Raw genomic sequence first — 26,172 nt, 5'->3', positions numbered from 1 at the left:
AGGGTGCGGTATTCAGGTAAGAGATTGGAGTTATTTCGACATGATTACCTAACAAAAGTAGAGAAATATTTATTAATGAAAAATACGATAAAGTTTTAATATGACTATTTAAGGCTAATAAATGGGTCAAATCTTTCAAAAATTCGATAAAAATAAATAAAACACTATTAAAAATAATATTATTCATTTTTAGAGGTAAAAATAAACGTATAAAAAATTAACTAATATGATGGAAGCTCAGCGATAGACTGCCCATCCGCTGGCTGCCAGGTCTTTTACGGGTCCCGGCCTTAGGTTAATATGGCTAATTAGCGCAAGTATCCTTTTTTTGAGTAATTTGTATGCCTAAAACTTGCTATATGAAAAAGACGCTTTTGAGAATGGCTTTTTGCCTTCCGGTATTTATGACGGTCCTGAATATGTCTGCACGTTGTCAGGCCATCAGTTCAGAAGAGATCAGGACGCAACTGGTAAAAGATTGGGAAAGGGCGAAGATTTACACGGCAGATTACCTGAATGCCATGCCTGCTGATAAATATTCCTTTAAGGCTGTTGACAGTATCCGCAGTTTTGCACAGCAAATGCTCCATCTTTCGCAAGGCAATATTTTTCTCATGTCTAATGCATCCGATATGCAACCTCCTGCTTTTGTCATGGCCAACCTGGAACACAGTCCGGGAGCACAGACAAAAGACTCCGTACAATATTATGTAAACGCAAGTTATGATTACTGTATCAATGCGGTAAAAAACTCCGACGTAAATAAATGGGGCGAAAAAAAGAAGCTACGCACTTTTGAGGAAACCAGATTCGCCATGATGATGAAAGCGTTCGAACATCAGACCCATCACCGCGGACAGGCTACTATTTACATCCGGCTTTTGGGAATCAGACCTCCGGGTGAAAAATTATTCTAAACCTGAATAGTTTGCTGATAAAAACCAATGTCTAAACAGGGATTGGTTTTTTTATTTCCCCTATTTCCTCCGTTCTTATTTTCCCCCGTATCGGATAAAATTTAATCATTGATACTCCCTGCCGGTAATCATTGCCTTTGTCCGTTTATAACGCTTTATAATAAGGTGGTCCTTTTTTTATAAATAAATAGTCTATTAAATTAATGGACTATTTACTTTTGCTTTTATTCCATAGCCGGGTACCCGCCTTACGCATGGATTGCTGTCATGTTGATTTAATTGCTGCCATCTGAATTTGGGAAAAAAATAAAGAGGTATACAAAAAATATAGAACATTGAAGAATACCCCTCATGCATTGAACTAATTGTGCGATTGGTCGAAAGGAATTGTGCAGGTCTGACGTGCTTCGTAATTTTAGCTCCCAATTTCGCTTCCGGCAATTTTTCCTCTTCTATCCGTTCCCTATGATCAGTCACTGTCAACTGATTCATCACACTTAACCAAAAAGTATGCTTAAAAGTATCCTTAGCACCCTGCTATTGTTTTCTGTTTTGTGGGTTTTTCCACAGTCAACACATTTGATAAGAGGCCTTGTCCTTTCTGCTGAAAACCGCCAACCTCTTCCCGGCGCCACCATTGTCCTGAACAGATCCGGGGGAGGGGTCAATACCGATGCGTATGGACGTTTTTCGATAAAGACGGGTCCCGGAAAAAATCTGTTATCGGTATCCTATATCGGTAGAGAATCGGTGGAAATAGAAACCCGCTCGGATACGGTGACCATTCTGCTTAATCCCTCCAACAAACTATTGGATGAAGTGGTCACCGTAGCCTATACGACCGTAAAAAGATCCGGCTATCCCGGTGCCGTATCCACGATATCTGCGGATAAGATCAACAACCGTCAGACACCCGATATCAGTAATGCCTTGCAGGGCCTGGTAGCAGGTTTACAAACCACTTCATCGAATGGACAACCCGGCAACGGTTCTACGCTGTTGATCAGGGGAGCGGGTTCGATCAATGCTTCCAGTGATCCGCTTTTCGTAGTAGACGGCGCGCCTTATGACGGTAATATCAATGCGCTGAATCCCGCTGACATTGCGTCCGTCAGTGTCCTCAAAGACGCAACCTCCGCCAATCTCTATGGGTCACGTGCCGCAAACGGCGTGATCGTCATTACTACCAAACAAGGAAAAAAAACAGGAGATGCTTCCATTAATGTTACCCTCAACCAGGGATGGAGCGGTCGGGCTGTGAAAGATTACGAACAGGTCAATACCGATCAGTATTTTCAATTGTACTGGCAGGCTTTGCGGAACAAAGCGCTGACCAATGGTTTGCCGGCGGACCAGGCGGCACAGGAAGCCAGCCAGAATGTAGTCAGTGATTTGGCCATCAATCCGTATGGTACAACTTATCCGCAACCGGTAGGAACGGACGGTAAAATCCCGGAAGGCGCTCATCCTTTATGGGACAATAGCTGGGAGAAGGCCATGCATCAGAACGCAAAATACACCCAGGCACAGCTTAGCCTCAGCGGAGGTAGCGATAAAAGCACCTATTATATCTCCGGTGGTTATCTCAATAACGACGGCGCTTTTTTGGGAACAGGTTTCCGCCGTTATAATCTCCGCGCCAATACGACTATTCAGGCTAAAAGCTGGCTTCGGGCCGGGCTGTCCGTGAGCGGGGCAAGTACAGTGCAGGAATATCCGCCTTCTTCAGATTCCAGGACCGATAATGTCGTCCTATTCGGTCGTACCATACCCAGTTTTTATCCTATCTACCAGATCAATCCGGATGGATCGTATAAACTGGATGCCGCCGGTCAAAAACAGTTCGACTATGGCGACTACCGCCCTCAATCTGCCCTTCGCCTGGAGAATCTCGTGGGAACGACCGATTTGGATAAATCGGAACTAAAAAGAGAGAATGCTTCGGCCAGGTCTTTTCTGGAGGCTACCCTGGCAAAGGGACTTGTATTCAAGACGACCTATAATATCGATTATGTAAATTATAATGATCAATATTATACCAACCCGGCTTTTGGAGGCAGTGCATCCGTCGGCGGTACGATCAGCGAAAAAACCCAAAGGACCTTGTCCTATACCTGGAATAATATCCTGACCTGGAACCATGACTTTAACGGGGGACATCACCTGGACCTGCTAGCTGGGCATGAATATTATTCCTTTACCTTTCATGAACAGGGAGGAAACAGCTCGGGGTTTGTCCTTCCCGGTCTTTATGAACCGGTAGCGGCATCCGTGATAGGAGGTTATTCGGGTTATGCGGATAATTATAATAAGCTGAGTTTTTTTGGACAGGCACAGTATAATTACCTGAACCGGTATTACCTGACCGGCTCCCTGCGTTCGGACGGGTCTTCCCGTTTTTCCCCGCAGTCACGCTGGGGAACATTCTGGTCCGCAGGAGCAGGATGGCGTCTTGCCAGCGAGGCATTCCTGAAATCATGGTCCTGGCTGAACGTGTTGACCCTGAAAACCAGTTATGGTGCATCCGGCAATGATAACCTCATAGGGAGCGACGGGCTTAAGAATTATTATGCCTACCAGGCTTTATACAGGATCAATAATAACCTGGGAAATGGCGGGGTCCTTGCCTCGCGTCTGCCAACGCCTGACCTGAAATGGGAAAGTAACCTGAACTTCAATACTGGCCTCGATTTTGGATTGTTCGGCAACCGGCTGAGCGGTACAGTGAATTATTATATCCGCACCAGCAAGAACCTGCTTTATTCAAAACCCCTGGCTTCTTCTACCGGCTTCGGTTCCGTGGATGCTAATATCGGGACGCTCCGGAATAAGGGAATAGAGCTTACTCTGAATGTCGTTCCGGTCAATACTGGGAATTTTCGCTGGGATATCGAGCTGAACCTGAGCCATAATAAAAATGAGGTCACCTCGCTGCCGCAAAAGGAGATCATAAGCGGCACCAAAAAGCTGATGGTCGGTAAATCCATATATGATTTTTTTATCCGCGAATGGGCGGGTGTGGATCCGGCAACGGGTAACCCTCTCTGGTATACAACGGACAACCAGGGCAAAAAGAAGACTACTACCGTGTATGGTAATGGGACACAATATTATGAAGGAAGTTCTTTACCCACCGTATTCGGAGGTATCACCAATACATTCCGTTATAAAAGCGTTGAATTGTCCTTCCTTTTCTCGTATAGCCTGGGAGGCAAAATATTGGACGGTGATATCGTATCCATGCTAACCGGAGGCGCAAGTCCCGGTCATTCCTGGAGTAAGGAATTGCTCAGCAGCTGGACACCGGAGCACCCCAACACCAATGTACCCCGTATGACGACAGATGACCTGGGATGGGCCTCCAACTCCAGCTCAACCCGGTTCCTGTATAACGCGAGTTACGCGCGTCTGAAGAATCTGACCCTGGGCTACAGGTTGCCCACTCCGGCCTGGTGGGGTCCAAAAGGGAGCGGAAACGGAATAAAACTGTATGTGACCGGGGAGAACCTTGCGACCTTCTTCGGTCATAAAGGGATGGATCCGGAACAGGCTGTCGGCGGGACCACCTATTTTCAATATCCTGCCATGCGGACCCTTTCCGTCGGGCTTCAACTGGGTCTCTAATTTTTACACCAAAAAATCGTTGCGATGAAAAAGATCAGCACAATACTATACTTGTCCGTTTTCCTGTTTACGCTGGCAGCCTGTAAAAAACAACTGGATACACAGCCTACCAATTCGGTTCCCGGGGATCTTGTTTTTCAGAATGTCACCAATCTGTCCACCATTTACCAGGGGACCTGGGCTTCCATGATGGATGATTTTTATGGCGATGTCTATTCCAACCCGGGATTTAAATCGGTTTCCCTGACCAGCGATGCCATGGGCAGTGACGTAGCCGTCATCCGGACCAGGTATGGTTTCAAAACGACCTATGCATTTACGCAGATGAATGACAAGACCCAATACCGGGTGGGCGCATTCTGGTCGGAGTTCTATACGATCATCAACAATATGAATATCATCCTTGCGCATGTTGATAAAGTAGAAGGTGATAATACGGCCAAACAAGTATTAAAAGGGCAGGCATTGGCACTTCGGGCCCAGATATATCTTACACTGGCCTCTTTTTACCAGTTCTCTTACCTGAAGGATCCGCAGGCCAGGGCAGTTCCCATCTATACCTTGCCAACCAGCGATACGACTGCAGGTCATGCGACGGCAAGTCTTGAACAGATCTACCAGCTCATCATTTCGGATCTTACACAGGCTTCGCCCTTGCTGCAGGGTTACCAGCGAACCGCCAAATACCTGATCGATCAGGATGTAGTGCAAGGGTTGCTGGCCAGGACTTATCTCAATACCGGTCAATGGGCGCTTGCGGCCCAGGCTGCGATCGCGGCCCGTCAGAATTATACCCTGATGAGCCCGGCAGATTATACTACGGGTTTCAATAACGTCAATAATAATGAGTGGATCTGGGGGCATCCCGAGATCACAACCCAAAGCAATGGCAGCTATAGTTTTAATTTTCTGGATGTAACTTACGGTGATGGGTATTACAGTTATATGGCTGATCCGCATTTTATGGAATTATTCAGTTCCGGTGATATACGGAAAACCTTATTCAGCTGGGATGGCGATCCGGGAATCGAAGGGTACTTACAATACAAAAAATTCAGGTTCGGGTCCATCCAGAACCAAACTGGCGATATTGTATTGATGCGTGCAGCAGAGGCTTACCTGATCGAGGCGGAAGGAGATGCCAGGGCTAACGACCTGACGGGTGCGGTCATTGCGTTGAATACCCTGCGAACTGCCCGAAATGCCGACCCTTTTGATCCCCTGGGTCAAACCCAGCAGAATGTGATCGATACGATCCTGGTAGAAAGAAGAAAGGAGTTGTGGGGAGAAGGATTCAGCCTGTCTGATATCATCCGTACACAGGCCAGCGTTGTCCGGAAATCCTATACGGATGCCGGTGGTAACCCTATACAGGTCACCGTAACCCTGCCGGATGGATCAACGGAGCAGGTGCCCGCCAAATATCATACGGTACTCAAATTTGCGGATGGAACGCCATTCGTACCGAATAGCCCAAATTATATTTTTGTTATACCACAGGCGGAGGAACAAAACAACCCGAATTTGTATAAATAAAGAATCAAACTATTTTACGTATAACCCGGCAGGGGTTCCCGACAGCGAGGACCCCTGCCGGAATACTTTTAGTTACCACACTGCCCGCACCGATCACTGTGTTATCACCAATGGTGACTCCAGGCAGGATCACCACATCACCACCGATCCAGACATTATTTCCTATCGTCACCGGATAAGCGTACTCGAGAGCGGCCTGGCGAGGTCCGGGATCCAGAGGATGTCCTGCTGTATAAATGCTCACATTCGGAGCCAGCAATACATCGTCTCCGAAACGTACAGGAGCTGCGTCCAGAATAGTACAACCGAAATTCGAATAAAAGTTTTCTCCGACATGGATATTGTATCCATAATCACAATAAAAGGGTTGTTCAATATTAAAATCCTTGCCGGCCTTCCCGAAAAGATTCCTGATGATCTGTTTTTTTTCTTCGGTTTGTGAAGGTCGTAATTGGTTGTAATCAAAGATATGTTCTTTCACAAGGGCTCTTTCGGCTGTCAGCACGGCTTCAAATGGTTTGTACAACTCACCGGCAAGCATCTTTTCCTTTTCAGATTGCATAAACGAATATGGGATTTAGATTCCATCTACTATACTAAAGGTACCAAAATTCGGACTAAGGATTCCCTCACTCCGTTCTCAAACTTTCTGCAGGATTGGTAAAGGCCGCTTTTAGAGAATGAAAAGTTACCGTCAACAAGGTGATCATCAATACTGTAAGCGCCGACAACAAAAAAGGCGTGACCCGCAAACCGGTATTGTAGGGAAAGATCTTCAACCATTTACTCATGAATAAATAAGAGAAAGGGAAAGCAATCAGACAGGAAATTCCCACCAGAAACACAAAATTCCGGGTGATCAGGGGAATTATCTGACCGACACCGGCACCCAGGATCTTACGTATGCTGATTTCTTTTTGCCGTTGTTCGGTGGTAAAGGCGATCAACCCGAGTAAACCCAGACAGGTGATGAGGATGGTCAATACGGAAAAGGCCGTAAAGATCTTACCTCTTTTCTGATCGGCAGCATACTGGGAATCAAAATCCTGGTCCAGAAAGGTATAAGCAAAGGGAAGATCCAGGAAGTTAGCTTTCCAGGTCTTTTCAATTTCTGCAATGGTACCGGGAATATTTTTAGCGGCAAGTTTTAGCTGTATATTGGTATTATTGGGCCGGTAAAAAATGATCAGGGGGGCGATGGTGTTGTAAAGGGATTTCTGGTTAAAATCTTTTACCACACCAACCACTTCCAGGTAGAATTTACTGGTATCTCCGGGGTACCTGACCTTTTTGCCGATTGGATTATCCCATTTGAAATACCTGACCATGTTTTCGTTCACCATAATACTTCTTAAGGTATCAGACAGACCGTAAAAATTCCTGCCGGTCTTTACCTGTATCCCCAGGGTTTTGAAGTAGTGCTCATCGGCTCCGTAAACATCTACTCCTTTTTCTACATACCCTTTTTGGGATTCTACGGAGAACAGATTAAAATTCATTCCTCCTCCGGGAATGGACTCGGCCGTACTGGCGGAAACGACTCCCGGGTTCTTCCTTACTTCATTATTAAAAGCGAGAATATTACTTCTTATATCTTTTCTGGAATTGGCCGATATCGTGAGCACCTGTTCCTTATTAAAACCCAGGTCGATATTTCGAAGATATTTTAACTGGCCATAAACCACCCAGGTACAGATCAGCATGGACATGGAGATGGAAAACTGGATCACCACCAATACCCTGCGAAGAGTGGCATTGCTGGATCCTTTGGCCAGACTGCCTTTCAGCACGTCGATCGGGTTGAATTTGGAAAGATAAAAGGCAGGATAACTTCCGCCTACCAGACCCACAAATAAAATAATAGCCAGTAAGATCAGGATGGTGGCGGGTTCCAACAGAGTCTGGTAAGTAATGAACTTACCGGAAAGCGTATTAAAGGTAGACAGGAACAAAAGAATGAAGCCAATGCTAAGCAGCAGGGCAAATACTGCCGTTAATGTGGACTCGATGAGGAATTGGGCTATCAGTTGGGATCTGGTGCATCCGGTCACCTTGCGGACACCAATCTCTTTGGCCCTTCTGGCCGAGCGGGCAGTAGCCAGGTTCATATAATTAATACAGGCGATCAGCAGCATGAATAAGGCCACAGCAGAAAAAATATAGATATAGGAGACACTGCCCAGTTCTTCAGGTTCATTGGCCATATCGGAGTGCAAATGAATTAAGGGAACCGATTGAATGCCATAACGGATCTTGATATTGTACTGTGCAAAAATGGGGCCCATATACTTGTCATACATGGGTAAAAGCTTTTTCTCAAAGGCGGCTGGCTGCGCATTGGCCTTCAGCAGGACATAGGTATAGATATTAAAATTTCCCCAACCGCCTCCATAGTCTTTGGGTAAGGTACTGGCCGAGATCAGCATATTAAAAATAAGATGAGAATTTTTTGGTACATCCCTTACCACACCGGTGATCTTGAAAATTTCTCCTTTGTCGTTCTTTAAGGTTTTGCCAACGAAACTATTGTTCCTGCCGAAATATTTTTCTGCGACAGATCTGGTCAGCACCATGGAATTGGGAGCGACAAGGGCAGTTTGGGGATCACCTTCCAGGAAAGGATGGGTGAAGACCCTGAAGGCATTGCTGTCCGTATAAAACACTTTTTCCTCAAAAAAACGGACATCCCCGTTTTTGTACATCGTCTTGCCGCCGGGTACAAAACGGACGGCTTCTTCTACTTCGGGAAAATCCTTTTGGAGGGTAGGGGCCAGGGGGTATTGGGAAATTGCCCAGTTCATCGTCTCTTTTTCCGGCTCTTTTATATAAGAGTTGATGCGGTAGATCCTGTCTGCTTTTTTATTATACCGGTCATAACTCAGCTCGTCTTTTATATAGAAGATCAAAAACACCCCAAACGTAATACCAATGGTTAGGCCCAGGATATTAAGCAGACTATACCATTTATCTCTTTTGAAATTACGTAGGGCAACCTGCAGAAGGTTCTTGATCATAACGGCTGATTTTAAGTTATTGGCTATGGAAGAGTTTGGTGAATAGGGTAGAAATAGCCTACAAAGAATATACCTTTATTTTAAAATGCTGAAAATCAATTGCATAAATGGGTTTATATCGCTTGGGAAATGCCCGGATCCGTACACTGATCGTTCGGTTTAGTACCACCGATCATGGAGAGATCGGATCATCTCGTCAGCCGGTAAATAAATACTGCGGCTCTTTGAGCGAGGATCGGAAATTCGTTCAGGCTGATCGTTTCTCCCGCTTTATGGGCCCCGTTACCTGAGGCACCCAGGCCATCGAGACAGTCCACATATTGCGCAATATCCGAAATATCTCCTGCGCCTCTGGCTCCGGGATCACCGGCGACCGTTTCACCGATGCCCATATCACGGGTCACCTTGTCCAATTCTTTTACCAATTGTAAATTGCCTGTCGTTGGTTCCATCGAAGGAAGACCATCCGTAAAAGAAATGGTTGAATGTGTCCCGGGGAGGCTGGCGCTGACAATGCCTTTCATTTTTTCCCGGGCAGCATTTTTCTGTGCTTCGGAAATAAAACGCAGGTCACCGATTGCATAGGAGGCCGGAGAAATAATATTGGTTTTCCCCAGCGTTTCCGCTCTCGCCTGTTGATGATCGATACGAAGATTGGATCCTCCGGCGATCATTCCGGGATTGGAGGTAAGATAAATCTCGGTACTTAATTGTTCGCGAAAGGAATTGATGATCCGGGCGGCTTCGTAAATAGCGCCAAAACCGGAGGAGTCGCTGAATACTTTTGATGAATGGCCGGTCTTGGCGGTAACGTTCAATTCCCAGTCACCGATACCACGGCGTGCAGCTGCGACGGTATGCAGACCTTGTGCGGTTTCGAAAGCCAGGGCGATTGAACAGGTTCGTGCTCTTTCGATAAAATCTTTCCGGGCCAATGCATGAGGAGAGCCAGAGCTTTCTTCGTCTCCTGTAAAATAGACAATGAGGTTCATATCCTTCAATTGACCGGCTGCCTGCAAGGCTTGCAGGGCAGTGATCAGTACTACATCTCCTCCTTTCATATCGTTAACCCCCTGACCGGTAGCCGTCGAGTCATTCAGCATCGTAAAGGGGCCGGCGGGCATATCAGGTTCGAAGACCGTATCCAGGTGACCGATCAGGAAGATACGTTTCCCCTTTTTACCCGTGTGTGTTGCGACCAGGTGACCCGCACGATGCATAGAATCGGGCAGGTTCACCCATTCGACGATAAAACCAAGTTTCCTGAGTTCGTTGGCAAACAGGGCACCTACTTTTTTTACGCCTTCCGTATTCTGGGAGCCGCTGTTGATATTTACTGATTCGGTCAAAAGCCGTATGGCTTCATCTCTGTGACTATTGATATAGGCAATGCTTTTTTTCTCCGGGTCGGTCAATTGGGCCTGGCTGGTATGGGTACTCAATACCAGGACAAGGTTTAATAAAAATATAGCTCCAAAGTTTAACCTTGAGCCTATCGAAAAATTAAGAAAAAGTAATATTCCGTTCATGAGCCTAATTTAAATAGAATCATGGAAATCCTACAATAAATGAATTAACTTTCAGATAATTAGATACTTGTATAATAACAAGGCGTTATATAAACAAATCTGATTATCCATGGCAGGCACTTATAACGACAAGATCAGACAGGTTTTATTACTGGCGGTGATGATAGGACTCGCCCTATTACTGTTCAGAGAGTTATATGGATTTTTTCCGGGCTTTCTGGGGGCGATCACTTTGTATATTCTCAGCAGAGGATATTTTTTGTTCCTGACGGAAAAAAAAGGCTGGAATAAAAGTGCGGTAGCTCTTTTGTTCATGGTTGGGTTCCTGGTATGTATTGGTCTTCCTATCTATTTATCCGTTCGGTTATTATCCCCTAAGATCAATACCCTTATCACAAACCAGCAGGAGATCATGACCGTGTTGAAATCTTTTTCGCAGCAAGTAGGGAAATGGACCGGGCAGGAGGTATTGAGCGATGAGAATATAAAGGAGGTTCAAAAATCGATCACCGGGTTCATCCCCTCTTTATTGAACAGTACGGCTTCTTTGGTGGCCAACCTGGTCATGCTGTTGTTCCTGTCTTTTTTTATGCTGATCAACGCCAGGTATATGGAAAAAGAACTGGGGCATTTTATTCCGTTGAGAGATGATAATATCGACATACTGGCCGTCGAAACAAAAAACATGGTAAGAGCCAATGCGATCGGTATTCCACTGATCTCCATTATACAGGGAGTAGTTGCTCTTCTGGGTTACTGGATCTTCGGGATCGGGGATTATGTAGTATGGGGATTCCTTACCGGCGTTTTTGCGTTTTTCCCTATCCTGGGAACCATGATAGTTTGGATCCCGCTTGTCGTTTATCTGTTTTCTACCGGCCACAACGGGCAGGGGATCGGGCTGACCATCTACAGCGCAGTAGTAACAGGCAATATCGACTACTTTGCCCGTATAAGTTTGTTGAAGCGGATTGGTAATGTGCATCCCCTCATTACCGTTCTGGGGGTAATTGTTGGGCTTAAATTATTTGGTTTCTGGGGGTTTATTTTCGGCCCCCTGCTGGTAAGCTATTTTTTATTGTTGTTAAAGATCTATGCCACCGAATTCGGATGGTTACAGGCAGAGGTAAATAAAGAGTAATTTTGCCGTATATTTAGTAAACTATGAACACCAGCCTGGGTATTCCTTTTTTGTTTGTGCTCTGTTTGTCAGCAGGCATAAGGGCTAGTGGCCAGCAGGAATGGCCAAGGGTCCTCACTACCTCCGATGGAAGATCCCTCCGGGTTTACCAGCCCCAGGCCGACTCCCTTACCGATAATATCCTTTGGTTCCGGGCTGCCTTCTCACTTACTGACGAGTCTAAGTTTGGTTCCTTTCATGCACAGGCTATAATCGAAACGGACAGGAGCGACCGGATGGTCAGTTTCCAAAAAGTAAATATTCTCTCTCTGCACTTTTCCAGTAATATTCTTTCGGAAATTAAGGCCGAAGAGGAAACCTTAAAGGCCTTTTTGGAACGCGAGATCGCCCGTAATCCCATCCGCTCTTCCATAGATGAATGGATAGGATCATTATGCATGTATCCCGAACAATACAAACTATATGTTTACGGTGAGCTAAACTATATTCCACCCCGGATCCTGATTACCTCTAAGCCTTCTGTACTCGTAATGATCGACGGAGTTCCTCAATTAAAGAGATACAACGAATGGGGAGTGAAGATGGTGGTAAATACTCCCTTTACGATTGCGGAATCGGAAGACGGATGGTTCTATTTATATGGAGGAAGAAACTGGTATATCGCTCCCGAAGCAATTGGACCGTATTACCCTATTGCGTACATGCCTTCGGACATGCGTAAAGTACAGGCTGCAATGGATAAGGCCAATGGAACCTCTCCGGATTTTTCCAGGGAAGGAGGAAATCTTAAAACCTCTAATATCGTTGTCTCTACCGAGCCTGCGGAGCTGGTTCAGACAAACGGAGCCCCTTTATTTTCTCCTATAGCCGGCACTACTTTATCCTATGTTTCCAACTCGAATAATGATATCTTTTTGGACACGGCTCAATTACGCTATTATATATTGTTATCCGGGCGTTGGTTTAGTTCGTCTGGGTTAACCGGACCCTGGAAATTCGTAGCACCTGATTCTCTTCCTGCCGATTTTGCCCGGATTCCGGAAGGTTCTGCAAAAAGCAGCGTGCTGTTCAGTGTGGCGGGTACGGACGCTGCCCTGGAAGCTATAATAGACGCCCGTATTCCCCAGACCGCACTGGTAGATCGAAAAACCAGCCCTGACACCGTCATTTATGACGGCGCTCCGGATTTTTCCAAAATACGGGGTACCAATATGCAATATGCAATCAATACAGCTGCCATGGTACTGAAGCATCGGGGAAGCTATTATTATGTGGACCGGGGAATCTGGTTTTGTGGAAATAGTCCTTTGGGACCTTGGGAAATATGTGTACAGCGACCTGATGAGGTTGGTAAGATCCCTCCGGATTATCCGGTATATCCCTGTAAATTCGTATATACCTATGGTGCAGGTCAGGATTCCGTATTTGCCGGTTTCACGGCGGGTTACCTCAATGCTTTTACGGATGGACCAACTTTGGTATATGGAACCGGGTATTATTATATGGCCTGGCTGAAAAATAATTATTATCCAAGGCCCACTACCTGGGGATTTAATATGTCGTATCGTTCCCGATTGGGATGGAGCCTCGGACATACCTATAATTTGGATTGGTTCAATCCCGGCACAGCCTGGGGTAAAGGATTCGGTAACGGCGGATGGTGGGGGCCTGTCGTATACCGGCCTCCTTATGAAGAAACTGCGGCCGGCGGGAAGGCTCTGACATCAAATTCGAACAGCCGGAAGGCAATCATCTCCGCTGACCTGATCTGCACAGATACGGCAGGAACAATCTATCGCGGAAATAAGATAGCTGGCTGGCAGAAGTATGATGGTAATCTTTGGAAGAAAATGGATAATCAAAACCCTGCCGACAAAATTGTACTGGAGACGCTCGACCGGCAGGAACTATTCCGGAACAGGGCACGGTTGCGGGTGTTGAACAAGTGAAAATAAAAACTCCCGAAATGACAATGTTCACCATTAGACCCGCTCAACCCTCCGATAAAAATAACATCATGGCCCTTTATAAGAAGGTGGCTGAAGATCGTTTGGGTATTGCCAGGGAAGTGGATGAAGTCACGGAGGAATACGTACAGGATTTTATGGACCACGCCAGAGAAGGAGGAATCGAATTGGTCGTCGACAGAGAGCATGGTTCGGGAAATACCACTACTATTATTGCAGAGATTCATTGTTATCCACTGACCCCAAGGATCTTAAGTCATGTCCTGGGTGAATTAACGATTGCCGTTCATCCGGATTCTCAGGGAAAAGGGGTAGGTAAGGCTATTTTTCAACATTTGCTAAATATTGTCTCCGCTCACCGCCCTGATATATTGAGGGTGGAATTGATTACCCGCGAATCCAATCTCAGGGCAATTCAATTTTACGAAAAACTGGGTTTCCGGATAGAAGGTAGGCTCGAAAACCGAATCAGTACCGCGAATAAGGATGGATTTGAAGCGGACATTCCTATGGGCTGGATCAATAAAAATTATACCCCTGACCGGCCTTAAATCCAGTATTACAGGCCCTTCTTATATTCCGATAAGCTAAACATTAACACCGGTTACGGGGCGTTTAAGCTTATCTTGTAGGTGTTGCCGGTTATTCTACCGGTAAAAAACCCATAAAGATGTCAACTATCGCGCAGGTTGTCAATGTAAATAAAACCATGACGACCTTAAAAAAGGGCGTTCATGCTTCGGGACTGGAAAAAATGCTGAGTGAGACTGGACCTTTTACGGTATTCGCTCCGTCGGATCAGGCTTTTGGCACATTGGATGAAGCAGTGTTGGAGAGCCTGTTAGAACCGGAAAGCAAGGCAAAACTAATCGATGTTTTGAACTTGCATATTGTTTCCGGAAAAATTCAGCTGAAAGACCTGAGAGACGGTGAAAAACTGACAACGGTCAATGGCAGGGAACTAAAGGTAAAAGTAAACGATGGAACGGTCAGCATTGACGGGGCCAATGTCCAGGGTTTGGATGTGCAGACTTCGAATGGGCTTATCTATGCACTCGATGCCGTAATGATGCGGAATTGATAAAGAACTGAGCGTTCAGAGAATGATCCTATATTTTTGTTAAGTGGACGACCAATACCATTCAGGTTACAATGATTTAAAAAGAGAATTTAATTCCGCATAAGGGACAGTATTTTCGGCGAAGGAAAAACTGCCTTTCTGCCGGATCTCATCCGCTGCCCGGCGGAGACCTCCAAAAGCTGCCCGCATAAGGGCGGAGCCCAGGCTGATTCTCTTCACCCCGAGACCGGTGAGATCGGCAACGGTAAGATTAGACTGGCTCAGACCAAGGACCACATTCACGGGACGGGGGGCCACTGCGCTGACTACGGCATGGATCTCTTCTTTTGTTTTTAGTCCGGGTGCATAGAGTACGTCTGCCCCTGCTTCCGCAAAAGCTTCGAGACGCCGGATCGTATCTTTAAGATCGGATCGACCGTGGATCAGGTTCTCGGCCCTGGCCGTAAGGGTGAATGGAAAGGGGAGACTTTTGGCAGCTTTCACAGCGGCCCTTATTCGTTCAACGGACAGTTCAAAGGAATAAATAGGATCATCCGGGTGACCGGTAGCGTCTTCGATAGAGCCGCCGACGAGGCCGGCCTTGGCTGCCAGTAGAATAGTTTCCGAACAGATCCCGGGATCGTCACCAAAACCATTTTCCAGATCGGCTGCGACGGGAAGGGGAGTTGCCGCGATGATGGCCCGGCAATTTTCGAGGGTTTCTTCGCGGCTGACGGCACCTTCTCCGTCAGGTTTGCCGAGGGAAAAAGCCAGGCCGGCGCTGGTGGTGGCTAAGGCTTCGAAACCCATGCTGGTGAGCATTTTTGCTGAGCCTGCATCCCAGGGGTTCGGAAAAACGAAAAGGCCGGAACGTTCATGAAGGGCCTTAAAGGCTATCGCTCTAGCCATTTGCTCATCGTCTGTAGGTAACATTCTATTTCTTTGTTTTCGGTTTTGGCTTCCTTTTTAACAATTCAGCCTTGCTCATTTCCTGGGTGACCAGGTTTTCCGGATGTTCGCTGATGAATGTTCCCCCATGTTTCAGCATTCCTTTGCCGTTCTTCTTAGTCCAGAATTTCAGCGGAACATAGGCCCATCCTATTTCATCTTTCTTGCCGTTTTCGACAGGCACATCTTTCCATATCTGGTTATAAAAAACGCTGAATCTTGCTTCTGAGCCCCTGCCATACCTGTCGCCACCAATCAGACCGATAGGATCGCCTGCTTCTACCAATTGCCCGGGTTTGACAAAAGCGCTGTTTTGTCTGACCACTCCATACAGACCGAATGAACAATCTGCATGTACGATCTCGATAAAATTTCCACTTTCCGTTTCCGCTTTTCCTGCATCATTCAGTTCGCTGCCAACATTTACGCCTGTAACCGTCCCCCTTCTTGAGGCATAAAGCGTGTCGCCGGGCTTAGCCCGCAGACGTACGGCATATCGTTTGGTTGGATCCAGGGTAACCTGGGACGAGCTTGCCGGGGACGTACCACCGGAAGCAGGTGAACCGGATACTTCTGCAGGATCGCCCGTGTTTTGTAATTCATAGGCCTGGGTCTCTTTTCCCGGAGCGAGCGGCAACAAATAGACGAAGTCAGGATTGACAGTAGGGTTGAGGCATCCCTTATTATAATTGGTCTTATAATTAAAAACGATCGTACTGTTAAGATTAGCCCTTGTCAATGTAAAAAGTTTATTGCTGCCTGGTTTGACCACACCCAGATAAGGCAAGGAATGATCAGGTTTTCCATCCTCCAGTTTGGTAAAATTGACTTGCAGGATATAATTGCAAAAAGCATGATTGGTGCCGTAAAAAGTAAAATTACCTTTGGCATCCTGGGTATAACTGACTTCTACAACGCGTTGGGCCGGTAGGGAAGTACTTAGAAGGGAAAGGAGGAGAATGGATAACAAAATATTTTTCATATGATGAAAATAGGAAGAGTAATTTACCTCTTTTTTTGATTAAAGTAACCAGTAATGATCAGCTTAATTTAATCCGGTTCAATTCTTCTGATACTCCAACGGCGATTTGCCGGTCCATTTCTTAAAGGCCTTCGAAAAGGCGCTTAATTCCTGGTATCCCAGAATATAGGAGATCTCTTTGATCCGGTGTTCTCCGGATTGAAGATAATACATGGCCAGGTCCATCCTGCAGGATATAGCCAGTTGCTGGTAATTGACTCCTTCTTCCTGAAGTTTGCGTTGCAGGTTTCGGGGGCTGGTATTGAAATTGGCTGCGATCTCATCGAGGGAAGGAATACCGAGGTAGGCGTTTGTCCGGATAAAATTTTCGATCCGTTTTTGCATACTATTTCCTTTCCGGCCGGAGGTCTTTTCCATTTTTTTTTGTAACCCTTGTTGTAATTCATAATTGGCGGTAATGACAGGCAGATCCCTGTATTCTCCGGAAAAGACCATCAGGTAATCCTGACTATTGATAATGGAAGAGATACGCAGCAGACGCTGAAGTTCATGCGGGTTGGGATGTATCTTTATGGGCATCTTTATCAGTTCCGGTCGTAACTTCTTTAATAATAAACCGTCCATTTCATGAAGGACGAACACCATACACCAATCCAGCATATGCCTGTAAGCGGCGGGAAACCGGCTTGCCTGCGGAGGATAGGACCTGAACCGGATCTGTATCTTCGTTTTCTTTTCAAGGTCCACTTCCATGGTGAAAAGATCCGTTAACAGTCCAAGCAGGGATGCTGCGTTTGTAAGGGCATCACCAACTGTGGTACTGGATTGGATGACCTGCCCTACAATACCCAGTGCTGCCAGTTGGAGCGATTCTCCAAAATGCAAACCAAGGAGCGAATCACCGGAAAGCTGTTCGGCATTGATCCAAAGATCATTAAATTGTTTGCCTGTTATTTTTACTGCAGCATTTTTTTGGAGAGCGGCCAGATCGATGCCCGATAAACGGCAAAGATATTCCGGCGAAAGATCCCGCTGTACGGAATAGGCCAGGAAGGCCCGCACCAGGTTGTTCAGGTATTCGTTGGAACCGGTGTGTTCTTTTTCAACGATGATTTTCTTTTTGCCCATTATTCCCTTTTTAGTACTTGTATGTTTCAGCAGGCCCTTTGCTTTTGCAGGCTTCGATGTAAAGGTAATGCTGTATTCATTCCTTTCGTCAAAGATAAAACTGATTGTCGTAAAAGGACAAGTGGTTGGCGTATTAAGACAATAAGGGAACTTCCGGAGCGGGCGATATTTGCTTAAATATTTCACACAAAAAAAACAATATGAAAAAGGAACCACGAACAATCGTCCTGGAATTTTTGACCGCCGTACAACAAGGAGATCTGGTCAAACTGGGAGAGATCCTGCATGATAATATCACCTGGGATCAACCGGGCAACAGTATCGTCTCCGGGATCAAAAGATCGAAGGCGGAAGTATTTCAGATGGTAGGAACTATGTTTGCCAAAACGGAGAACACCTTAAGCCTGGCAGAGATAAAAGCAGTCACCGTCAATGGGGACCAGGTGGCCTGTCAGATCAGCTGGAAAGGAAAAGGAAGTGACGGCCAGATGCTTGATACCAATAATATTGACCTATATACAGTAACAGATGGTCAGATCACTGCTGCCATGATCTTTGCAGAGGATCTGGAAGCAGAAGATCGTTTCTGGGGCGCGGCCTGATCCCCGACCTGAGTTCTTTATTCAAAACATTTCAAGGCTAATGAAAAATAAATTCAAGCCTCGCCGGTTCCGGCGGGGCTTTTTTCGGTGCCGGTACAAAAAGCAGAATGGTCAAAATTTAAAAACAAGCCCCCCGCCGTCGCTGAAGCGGGTGTCTTTCACTGCCCCCAATCCGTCGAACTGGTATTGGACACCAACGATACCGGCAGGCTCATTCGGGAAAGCAAGGGAACAGGCTTTTGTTCCATTCACGAAAAAATCCATTTGTTTTCCCCTGCCTTCTACCCTCAATCGGGTCCACCGGGTAAGATCGCAACCAAAACCAGAAAGATCGGCATCCTTGCTGTTAACCGCCTTGCCGGCCGCATAAAGGGCAATATTGCCAACGCAGGCTTTGGCTGCCAGGGGGATGATAATGATGTCGTTCTTGCATTGGATCAGAACTTTTACATATTGGCAGGCACCCGCACCCCGCATAAAAGAGGTCATGAGGGTAGTCTCAAAAGTGAACCGGTCGTCCTTCAGGTCACCCATATCTTTCATATAGAAGAATCTTACCGGGGATGCCTGTGGGTAAAGAGGAAGATGATATTTTTCCAAAAGAGAGGCATCGATTTCCACCCTGTTACCTTTCGCGAATTCGGTTTTCTGAAAATAAACGGGCACCGGTTCAGTTTCTGCCAGGGCCAGCCATCCATCAGAGGAGATCATCAGATCGTGGGTTTGCACGATCTGGCTGCCGGCCATAAGTTTTGCTTTGAAAAAGCCGGGATAATAATAAATTGATGAATAGGCTGTCTTATTCCTGGGAACGGCAACTCTGCGGCGAAGATCCCAGCTTTGAACAATGAATAGGGAATCCGTAGTGGCTGCTGTAGCATTGTATGTAAATATTACCGAATTGGGTACCCCTTCCCTCTTTATTTTATTCGCGCTGAACGAAAACCGGGATGCATCCACCGCACCCGGTTGGGCAACATTCATAGGACCTTCCATTGTCCTGTCACCAGATCCGGGTGCATGGACCGAAGCAATAATCGCCGGGCCTGAGTTTTTATTCCTAAGCAGCGAATAACTAAGCAGGGTGACAGGAATGAGAAGAAGGAATGACCAGGCTATTGCCCTGAATTTTTTCTTCTCCCCGGCCCCTGGATTTTTTCTGCCGGGTTGTACCTCTTTTATTCCGGAAGTAGTTGTAATATCCTTGTTCTCCTCCAATTGTTTTTGAACGACTACTGGTTGGCTTTGTTTAAAGACCCGCCAGTCTTCATACCCTGCAAACTGTGCCAGGGTATTAAGCGTTTGAAGGGCGGGTAAATTATTATAGGATACTTTGCCAAACAATCGCTTCAGCGTGGAAGTGCTTAACGATACATTGGTCTTTTCGAAAATAAGGTCGCTCAACTTTTCGAAATCATAATTTTTCCAATCTTCATGGTTACCCCAGTCCAATTTTGCTTCGATCTCGTCCAGACAGGTTTGAATATAGGTTGTTTCGGGATTTGTAGTCATTTCACTTTCAGGGTTTTGTAATTGTTTAATCGAATGAACTCAACTTGAACCGATACTGAACCGGTCCTGAACAACCCAGGTGTGTAGTCTGTGTGCAAATTTGTGGTGCGGTTATCCCCGCTTGAACAGCGGGTTCCGGATTACAAATATCTCCCTTCAAATTTAATTCATTATGACAAAAGTATCAGTTAGTTTATTCTGTCTTCTTTTCCTGGCTTCCCTGACCTTCGGTCAAAAGCAAAAAGATGCCAAAATTATCCCCCTTCAGGCTGCCAATTGGAAATTTCTCCCGGGGATGGTTGAGTTTATGGAGTATAAATCAAGACCTTCGATGAAGATATTGCCAAAGGCGGGCAATGTGGTCCTGAAGGATACCGATTTTGGGGATGGGACCATTGAAATGGATTTTGAGCCTGTCAATCCTTATTTTGCCCTGCTCTATTTCCGGTACCAGGATAGCCTGGAAAACGAGAGTTTTTATTTCCGGACTCAGGCGGCCGGCCATCCGCAAATGATGGATGGGGTACAATATGCGCCTACGGTAAAGGGTGTCCTTTTCTGGAATTTGTTACCGCATTTCCAGACCAATGCCAATTTTCAGATGCAGACCTGGAACCATATCAAACTTGTCCTGTCCGGCAAGCAAATGCGGGTATATGTGAACAGTGCATCTAAACCTACGCTTCTGGTACCCCGGATGGAGGGAAATACAACGCATGGAACCCTGGCTTTTGCTGGGGAGGGCATTATCTCCAATCTGGTTATCAAACCTGGCCTGGTAGAAGGACTTTTACCGGAGGAAGGGATCGACCCCAGTGATAATGACCCCCGATATATCCGGCATTGGCAGGTTAGTCCTTCCTTTCCTGTGCCCCAGGGAATAGATTTCAGCGATTCATTGAAGCCTGGAAAAGAAACCGTCTGGCAACCGATCGATGCTGAACGCAGGGCCGCGGTCAACTTATCCCGTATATACGGTAAAGGGAAATCCCGCCGCATAGCCTGGTTGAAAGTAAATATTCATACGGATTCCGCGCAGAGCCGGAAAATAAATCTGGGTTTTTTGGATGAGGTCTGGGTATTCCTGAACGGGCGTTATTTGTACGTGGATAAAAATTACTATGCGCAGCCCATTATGAAAGAACCGGAAGGAAGACTATCTATCGAAAACACGTCCTTCCAGATACCCTTGAAAAAAGGTGATAATGAACTGCTGATCGGAGTTGGCAGTAATTTCTATTCCTGGGCGATAGTGGCCAGGTTGGATAATATTGAGGGTATTACGTTTCAGTGAGGCAAAATGAAGGGTAGTTTTGACCCCCTTCGGAAACCCATAATGGACGGGCATAAATACTTATACTCAGCCAAAACTCACCTTTTTTACCCCTGTTTTGGCTGAGTATAAAATTTTATACTCAGCCAAAACTCACCTTTTTTTGAGCACATTTGGCTGAGTATATGAAAGTATACTCAGCCAAAACTATAATTAAGTGTATTTTTGTAAAAATAAAATACCCAATGGAAAATCTTGTTGGGAGGATTCAGGAAAAGAAAATTCTTGAAAATGCTTTAGAATCGCCCGGAGCGGAATTGATCGCCATCTATGGACGCCGGAGGGTCGGAAAAACTTTTCTGATCAGGTCTGTATACGAGAAGCACCTGGTTTTTGAATTCACCGGCGTGCATGAAGCAAAGATGAAGGAACAATTAGAAGGTTTTGGGCTGGCATTAAAAAAGGCGATGAACAGTCCTGCGGACCTTGCAACCCCTCCTAGCTGGGCAGCGGCTTTTCATCTATTGGAAAATTTTCTTACTCCTCTTGTCAAAGAAAAGAAAACTGTAATTTTCTTTGATGAATTCCCATGGATACATACGCAGAAATCAAATTTCCTCACGGCTTTTGATCATTTCTGGAATAGCTGGGCATCCAGACACTCAAATCTCGCGGTGGTTATCTGTGGGTCAGCGGCTTCATGGATGATCCGTAATATTGTCAATAGCAGAGGTGGGTTGCATAATAGAGTTACCATCCGTATGAGGCTATTGCCATTTTCCCTGAGTGAGACGAAGGCCTATCTGAGGAGTCGCTCAATCGAGCTTGATCATTACCAGATTCTACAGCTTTATATGACAATGGGGGGAATACCTCAATATTTAAGAGTCGCTCTACCAGGTGAAAGTGCCATGCAGGTCATTGACCGTATTTTTTTTACCAGACAAGGACCATTTAAGGATGAGTTTAGTAACCTGTATGAAGCCCTGTTTGATAATCCTGCCCACCATGTTGCTGTGATCCGGGTACTGGCAGATATGGGTAAGGGAATGACACGAAAGGAAATTATAGATGTTACAGAGCTGAGTTCCGGTGGAACAGCAACGAAAATACTAACGGAGCTGGAAGAGTCTGGTTTTATAATGACTTATATCCCTTTTGAAAAAATTTCGAAAGAGTTGGTATATCGGCTTACTGACGAATATTCACTTTTTTATCTCCGATTTATTGAGAAGGGCAGAGCGAAAGGCGCCGGCACCTGGTTACGATTAAGTGAGGGAGCTGCCTGGACAAGTTGGAGCGGGTATGCATTTGAGGCAATCTGTTTAAAGCATATCCCGGAAATAAAAGAGGCGTTAGGAATATCAAATATATACACAGAAGAATCAACCTGGCGGTATGTGCCAGGCAAAGGACTGCCCGGTGCGCAAATAGACCTATTGCTTGATCGGAAGGATCATTGCATTAATATCTGCGAAATAAAATTTTTTAATAAAAATTTCAACCTTAGTAAAAGGTATGCAGAGGAGCTTAAACAAAAGCAAGCTGTATTCCTTGAAAAAACCAAAACCAGGAAAACCCTGTTTTTAACTATGATCACCACTTATGGCGTAACTAAAAACCCTTATTTTAAAGGACTTATTCAAGGTGAGGTTACCATGGATGAATTATTCTAAGAATGATTTTCTAAGAATGATTACAAGGGGGAACTCCATCAAAAATGATGGAAAAAACTGCTCACCAGGAAGTAAATACCAACAAGAAGCCCAATCACTAAAAGCAGGAGGATGAACAGGACAATCTGGACCTTAACCCTATGTTGCCGAACCTTTGCCCATCCTGCCTCTTTTACCTCCCCGGGTAATAACCGGAAAGCAATATGCAGCAGAAAAGGAACGATGATCAGATCATCAAGATAACCAATAAAAGGAATAAAATCAGGGATCAGGTCAATCGGGCTTAACAGGTAGGCCAGTGCCAAAAAAGCGGTCAGCTTAGCATACGCGGGTGTCCTGGCATCCTGGATTCCAAAATACAGGACAAAAATCTCTCTTCTTAGGAAGAATCCTTTTTTGTTCATCGCCCTTTTTTGCATAGTTCATAGCATTCAATCAATAATCAGACCTTCCCCCATATTTGTATTTATTATTGCAAATGGTTACCTTGAACAGGCCCAAACCATTTGTTTTTCAAAGTACAATTCAGCCTCCATGTCCCAAAACTACCCCAAAAAACCGCCCGTTTTGTCAAAATATAGTTTTCACTCCGGCCTTTTCATTTTCTTTTCCTGGGTTTTTCTTTTTCCCTTTTCCATATTGGTATTCGCCCAACAAGGCCCAAACCAATCCCCGGGCCTGGAAAAAAGAACAGCCGCAGATCAAGGTCAGGAGGTAAAAAAACTGGACTCCATTTTGACCCAACTCTACCTGACCCATCATTTTAATGGAACCGCTCTTTATGCAGATAATGGGAAAGTGTTGTACAGAAAAGCATTTGGAGTTACCGATTATCGCACGGATCAGCCATTGCAAACGCATTCTTCCTTTAACCTGGCATCCATAACCAAACAATTCGTGGCCATGTGCCTGTTAAAACTGACTGAACAAGGCAAACTGCAACTGGATGATCCGGTGAAAAAATTCATTCCCGAACTGCCCTATGAAGGGATTACTATCCGTCATTTACTTACCCATACATCAGGGATACCGGAATACTTTGACCTTTTCAAACAATACCGGGGAACCCTGGATACCCTGGATAACGAAGGATGTATCAGACTGTTTGCCAGGTATCATCCGCCCCTTGACTTTGCCACCGGGGAGCATTGGCAATATTGTAATACGAATTATGTTTTACTGGCCGGTCTTATCGAACGGGTGAGCGGTCAGCCTCTTAATGAGTTTTACCACCGGCAGATCGCCGTTCCCCTGGGGCTGAAGGACTCCTATGTCTATAATGATCGCATGCTTTCGGTTCCGGCAAACCATGTATATGGATTTGAAGAAGAGAACGGGAAAAGACGGCTTTTCGATCTGACTAATCTGGATGGGGTCACCGGAGATGGGAATGTTTATTCTTCTGTGGAGGATCTTTATCGGTGGGAGCAAAGCCTCTATGGGGAAAGGCTGGTAAAAAGAGCAACCCTGGAGCAGGCCTTTGAGCCCGTACGGTTAAAGGATGGCAAGACTTATCCTTATGGATTTGGCTGGTTCATAGAGAAGGAAAAGGAAAAATACTGGCATACCGGCGGCTGGCAGGGATTTGTGAACCTTATCTACCGGGATATAAAAAGACATCGTACCCTGATCATCTTAAGCAGCAGCGGAGATGGATCAGCCATTCGCATTTCCCGGGCTTTTTTCGAGGGCAAGGAATATACAATCCCGGTCACCAGGCTGATCACCCATGTCAGGGTTATCGACGGCACGGGAATTCCTGCGCGCAGCGCATCCGTACGGATTGAAGGAAATAAGATCAAGGCCATTGGTGATCTCGTGCCTTTTCCCGGGGAGGAGATCCTGGACGGAGAAAATAAGATATTAGCTCCAGGTTTCATTGACAGTCATAGTCACCTGGATGGATCGCTGGCGGAGTATCCCCAGGCCCTGGCTGCCGTATCACAAGGTATAACCACTATAATAGCCGGACAGGATGGGTATAGCATGGATATCGACAGTATAAAGGCTCAGGTCAGCCGGGTACCGGCCGCCATTAATATAGGGACGTATACGGGGCATACCGGTTTACGTGAACGGGTGATGGGTGAATCGAAGCTGAACAGACCCGCAACAGGGGATGAACTGGAAAAAATGAAAGCCTTATTACGATCCGAACTAAAAAAAGGTTCCCTGGGTTTGTCTACCGGTTTGGAATACGAAGGAGCCTATTTCTCCAACCGGGATGAGGTATTGCAATTGGCAAAAGTGAGCGCATCCGAAAAAGGAAGATATATCAGTCACCTTCGCAGCGAAGATATCGGCTTGACGGATGCCCTGGAAGAAATCCTTTCGATTGGAAAAGAGGCCGGGCTGCCTGTACAGATCTCCCATTTGAAAATTGCCCTAAAGGATGACTGGGGACGGTCTGCGCAGATCCTTTCACAGCTCGAGGCTGCCAGGCAGCAAGGCATAGCGGTTACGGCAGACTGTTACCCTTATGAATATTGGCACAGCACCCTGAAAGTATTGTTTCCGAAAACGGATTATACCAATATGGCCAGCGCACAGTTTGCCGTTGACCATACCTTCGATCCTGCAGGGTCCGTACTGGCGAAATATGCCCCCGATCCCGCTTATGCAGGCAGAACGATTTCCGAGATCGCGGAAATGCGAAAAGAAACGCCGGCTCGGACCATCATGAGCCTGATAGCCGAAGCGGATTCTTTTCAGCGTAAAAACCCTGGAGTTTCCAACCTGGAATCCATCATGGGCAAATCGATGACGGCCGGAGATGTCAGTAATTTCCTGGCATGGGCGCATACCAATATTTGCACGGATGGCGCTAATGGCGGACATCCCAGAGGTTTTGGGTCTTTTACACGGGTGTTGGGCTATTATGTCAGGGAGAAAAGGATCATGAGTATCGAGACGGCCATCCAAAAAATGACAAGCCTTGCCGCAGAGCAGGTGGGAATTAAGGATCGGGGAATTATTGCGCCTGGATATTTTGCCGACCTGGTCTTGTTCGATCCGGAAACAGTAAAGGATCAGTCGGATGTAAAAAATCCGAAAGCCCTTTCATCAGGCATTGAAAAAGTATGGGTGAACGGAACCTGCGTATATGAAAAACAGGCCGCCACCGGTCAATACCCGGGCCGGTTCCTGCACCGGTAATGGGAGTCCGGAATAAAAGTATACCTACATTTCCGGAGAAGAGAAGGGAACAAAAATTTTCTCCGGATAGTAAATATATTTATCTTCAGCCTCCATCATTAATACAA

19 protein-coding genes are annotated in these 26,172 nt (G+C 46.0%); 11 read left to right on the top strand and 8 right to left on the bottom strand.

Features of this window, described 5'->3' with window-relative positions; genetic code table 11:
• Nucleotides 1–359 precede the first annotated feature (359 nt).
• The 3 genes from ACX0G9_RS16580 (at nucleotide 360) to ACX0G9_RS16570 (ending at nucleotide 6,077) form a co-directional block, all read left to right on the top strand.
• Complete coding sequence (locus ACX0G9_RS16580; RefSeq protein ID WP_459066054.1) at nucleotides 360–917, top strand: DinB family protein; 558 nt, start codon at nucleotides 360–362, stop codon at nucleotides 915–917.
• A gap of 510 nt (nucleotides 918–1,427) precedes the next feature.
• A complete protein-coding gene (locus ACX0G9_RS16575; protein WP_459066053.1) occupies nucleotides 1,428–4,541 on the top strand; it encodes a SusC/RagA family TonB-linked outer membrane protein in 3,114 nt (1,037 codons plus the stop codon).
• A gap of 24 nt (nucleotides 4,542–4,565) precedes the next feature.
• A complete protein-coding gene (locus ACX0G9_RS16570) occupies nucleotides 4,566–6,077 on the top strand; it encodes a RagB/SusD family nutrient uptake outer membrane protein (protein ID WP_459066052.1) in 1,512 nt (503 codons plus the stop codon).
• 4 nt (nucleotides 6,078–6,081) lie between these two features.
• On the opposite strand, the gene ACX0G9_RS16565 is transcribed toward ACX0G9_RS16570, so the two are convergent.
• The 3 genes from ACX0G9_RS16565 to ACX0G9_RS16555 all read right to left on the bottom strand — a co-directional run bounded on the left by ACX0G9_RS16565 (nucleotide 6,082) and on the right by ACX0G9_RS16555 (nucleotide 10,620).
• Complete coding sequence (locus ACX0G9_RS16565; protein WP_459066051.1) at nucleotides 6,082–6,639, bottom strand: sugar O-acetyltransferase; 558 nt, start codon at nucleotides 6,637–6,639, stop codon at nucleotides 6,082–6,084.
• Between the two features lie 67 nt (nucleotides 6,640–6,706).
• The gene (locus ACX0G9_RS16560) at nucleotides 6,707–9,091 is read right to left on the bottom strand and encodes an ABC transporter permease (RefSeq protein WP_459066050.1); all 2,385 of its coding nucleotides are present in this window, start codon (nucleotides 9,089–9,091) and stop codon (nucleotides 6,707–6,709) included.
• Between the two features lie 188 nt (nucleotides 9,092–9,279).
• Nucleotides 9,280–10,620: a M20/M25/M40 family metallo-hydrolase gene (locus ACX0G9_RS16555; protein ID WP_459066049.1), complete on the bottom strand. Its 1,341-nt coding sequence runs from the start codon at nucleotides 10,618–10,620 to the stop codon at nucleotides 9,280–9,282.
• A gap of 109 nt (nucleotides 10,621–10,729) precedes the next feature.
• Between ACX0G9_RS16555 and ACX0G9_RS16550 the strand changes: the two genes are divergently transcribed.
• The 4 genes from ACX0G9_RS16550 to ACX0G9_RS16535 all read left to right on the top strand — a co-directional run bounded on the left by ACX0G9_RS16550 (nucleotide 10,730) and on the right by ACX0G9_RS16535 (nucleotide 14,809).
• A complete protein-coding gene (locus ACX0G9_RS16550) occupies nucleotides 10,730–11,761 on the top strand; it encodes an AI-2E family transporter (RefSeq protein ID WP_459066048.1) in 1,032 nt (343 codons plus the stop codon).
• A 23-nt stretch (nucleotides 11,762–11,784) separates the two neighbouring features.
• Nucleotides 11,785–13,710 carry a hypothetical protein gene (locus ACX0G9_RS16545; RefSeq protein ID WP_459066047.1) on the top strand — a complete coding sequence of 642 codons (1,926 nt, stop codon included), beginning with the start codon at nucleotides 11,785–11,787 and terminating at the stop codon, nucleotides 13,708–13,710.
• Nucleotides 13,711–13,733: 23 nt separating this feature from the next.
• Nucleotides 13,734–14,279, top strand: a complete 546-nt coding sequence (locus ACX0G9_RS16540; protein ID WP_459066046.1) for a GNAT family N-acetyltransferase — start codon at nucleotides 13,734–13,736, stop codon at nucleotides 14,277–14,279.
• A 119-nt stretch (nucleotides 14,280–14,398) separates the two neighbouring features.
• Nucleotides 14,399–14,809, top strand: a complete 411-nt coding sequence (locus ACX0G9_RS16535; RefSeq protein ID WP_459066045.1) for a fasciclin domain-containing protein — start codon at nucleotides 14,399–14,401, stop codon at nucleotides 14,807–14,809.
• A gap of 66 nt (nucleotides 14,810–14,875) precedes the next feature.
• On the opposite strand, the gene ACX0G9_RS16530 is transcribed toward ACX0G9_RS16535, so the two are convergent.
• The 3 genes from ACX0G9_RS16530 to ACX0G9_RS16520 all read right to left on the bottom strand — a co-directional run bounded on the left by ACX0G9_RS16530 (nucleotide 14,876) and on the right by ACX0G9_RS16520 (nucleotide 17,846).
• Nucleotides 14,876–15,721 carry an isocitrate lyase/PEP mutase family protein gene (locus ACX0G9_RS16530; RefSeq protein ID WP_459066044.1) on the bottom strand — a complete coding sequence of 282 codons (846 nt, stop codon included), beginning with the start codon at nucleotides 15,719–15,721 and terminating at the stop codon, nucleotides 14,876–14,878.
• A gap of 1 nt (nucleotide 15,722) precedes the next feature.
• Nucleotides 15,723–16,718: a M23 family metallopeptidase gene (locus tag ACX0G9_RS16525; RefSeq protein WP_459066043.1), complete on the bottom strand. Its 996-nt coding sequence runs from the start codon at nucleotides 16,716–16,718 to the stop codon at nucleotides 15,723–15,725.
• A gap of 78 nt (nucleotides 16,719–16,796) precedes the next feature.
• Complete coding sequence (locus ACX0G9_RS16520) at nucleotides 16,797–17,846, bottom strand: AraC family transcriptional regulator (protein WP_459066042.1); 1,050 nt, start codon at nucleotides 17,844–17,846, stop codon at nucleotides 16,797–16,799.
• Nucleotides 17,847–18,046: 200 nt separating this feature from the next.
• Between ACX0G9_RS16520 and ACX0G9_RS16515 the strand changes: the two genes are divergently transcribed.
• A complete protein-coding gene (locus ACX0G9_RS16515; RefSeq protein ID WP_459066041.1) occupies nucleotides 18,047–18,448 on the top strand; it encodes a nuclear transport factor 2 family protein in 402 nt (133 codons plus the stop codon).
• Nucleotides 18,449–18,559: 111 nt separating this feature from the next.
• Here ACX0G9_RS16515 and ACX0G9_RS16510 read toward each other — a convergent pair whose 3' ends face one another.
• Nucleotides 18,560–19,960, bottom strand: a complete 1,401-nt coding sequence (locus ACX0G9_RS16510; RefSeq protein WP_459066040.1) for a hypothetical protein — start codon at nucleotides 19,958–19,960, stop codon at nucleotides 18,560–18,562.
• A gap of 172 nt (nucleotides 19,961–20,132) precedes the next feature.
• Between ACX0G9_RS16510 and ACX0G9_RS16505 the strand changes: the two genes are divergently transcribed.
• Nucleotides 20,133–21,254, top strand: a complete 1,122-nt coding sequence (locus ACX0G9_RS16505) for a hypothetical protein (RefSeq protein WP_459066039.1) — start codon at nucleotides 20,133–20,135, stop codon at nucleotides 21,252–21,254.
• 224 nt (nucleotides 21,255–21,478) lie between these two features.
• Nucleotides 21,479–22,909, top strand: a complete 1,431-nt coding sequence (locus ACX0G9_RS16500; RefSeq protein WP_459066038.1) for an AAA family ATPase — start codon at nucleotides 21,479–21,481, stop codon at nucleotides 22,907–22,909.
• Between the two features lie 38 nt (nucleotides 22,910–22,947).
• Here ACX0G9_RS16500 and ACX0G9_RS16495 read toward each other — a convergent pair whose 3' ends face one another.
• Complete coding sequence (locus tag ACX0G9_RS16495) at nucleotides 22,948–23,313, bottom strand: YkvA family protein (protein WP_459066037.1); 366 nt, start codon at nucleotides 23,311–23,313, stop codon at nucleotides 22,948–22,950.
• Nucleotides 23,314–23,476: 163 nt separating this feature from the next.
• Between ACX0G9_RS16495 and ACX0G9_RS16490 the strand changes: the two genes are divergently transcribed.
• Nucleotides 23,477–26,065 (top strand): serine hydrolase, encoded by a 2,589-nt coding sequence (locus ACX0G9_RS16490; protein WP_459066036.1) that lies wholly within the window; start codon nucleotides 23,477–23,479, stop codon nucleotides 26,063–26,065.
• Nucleotides 26,066–26,172: the final 107 nt, after the last annotated feature.

This window comes from Flavitalea flava, assembly GCF_054461575.1.
This window is presented reverse-complemented; position numbering and strand designations above follow the sequence as displayed.

Coding starts and splice junctions, on each gene's coding strand:
- ACX0G9_RS16515 (WP_459066041.1), top strand. CDS start 18,047: ATGAAAAAGGAACCACGAACAATCGTCCTGGAATTTTTGACCGCCGTA.
- ACX0G9_RS16580 (WP_459066054.1), top strand. CDS start 360: ATGAAAAAGACGCTTTTGAGAATGGCTTTTTGCCTTCCGGTATTTATG.
- ACX0G9_RS16495 (WP_459066037.1), bottom strand. CDS start 23,313: ATGAACAAAAAAGGATTCTTCCTAAGAAGAGAGATTTTTGTCCTGTAT.
- ACX0G9_RS16550 (WP_459066048.1), top strand. CDS start 10,730: ATGGCAGGCACTTATAACGACAAGATCAGACAGGTTTTATTACTGGCG.
- ACX0G9_RS16565 (WP_459066051.1), bottom strand. CDS start 6,639: ATGCAATCTGAAAAGGAAAAGATGCTTGCCGGTGAGTTGTACAAACCA.
- ACX0G9_RS16505 (WP_459066039.1), top strand. CDS start 20,133: ATGACAAAAGTATCAGTTAGTTTATTCTGTCTTCTTTTCCTGGCTTCC.
- ACX0G9_RS16525 (WP_459066043.1), bottom strand. CDS start 16,718: ATGAAAAATATTTTGTTATCCATTCTCCTCCTTTCCCTTCTAAGTACT.
- ACX0G9_RS16510 (WP_459066040.1), bottom strand. CDS start 19,960: ATGACTACAAATCCCGAAACAACCTATATTCAAACCTGTCTGGACGAG.
- ACX0G9_RS16570 (WP_459066052.1), top strand. CDS start 4,566: ATGAAAAAGATCAGCACAATACTATACTTGTCCGTTTTCCTGTTTACG.
- ACX0G9_RS16575 (WP_459066053.1), top strand. CDS start 1,428: ATGCTTAAAAGTATCCTTAGCACCCTGCTATTGTTTTCTGTTTTGTGG.
- ACX0G9_RS16535 (WP_459066045.1), top strand. CDS start 14,399: ATGTCAACTATCGCGCAGGTTGTCAATGTAAATAAAACCATGACGACC.
- ACX0G9_RS16560 (WP_459066050.1), bottom strand. CDS start 9,091: ATGATCAAGAACCTTCTGCAGGTTGCCCTACGTAATTTCAAAAGAGAT.
- ACX0G9_RS16530 (WP_459066044.1), bottom strand. CDS start 15,721: ATGTTACCTACAGACGATGAGCAAATGGCTAGAGCGATAGCCTTTAAG.
- ACX0G9_RS16555 (WP_459066049.1), bottom strand. CDS start 10,620: ATGAACGGAATATTACTTTTTCTTAATTTTTCGATAGGCTCAAGGTTA.
- ACX0G9_RS16545 (WP_459066047.1), top strand. CDS start 11,785: ATGAACACCAGCCTGGGTATTCCTTTTTTGTTTGTGCTCTGTTTGTCA.
- ACX0G9_RS16500 (WP_459066038.1), top strand. CDS start 21,479: ATGGAAAATCTTGTTGGGAGGATTCAGGAAAAGAAAATTCTTGAAAAT.
- ACX0G9_RS16540 (WP_459066046.1), top strand. CDS start 13,734: ATGTTCACCATTAGACCCGCTCAACCCTCCGATAAAAATAACATCATG.
- ACX0G9_RS16520 (WP_459066042.1), bottom strand. CDS start 17,846: ATGGGCAAAAAGAAAATCATCGTTGAAAAAGAACACACCGGTTCCAAC.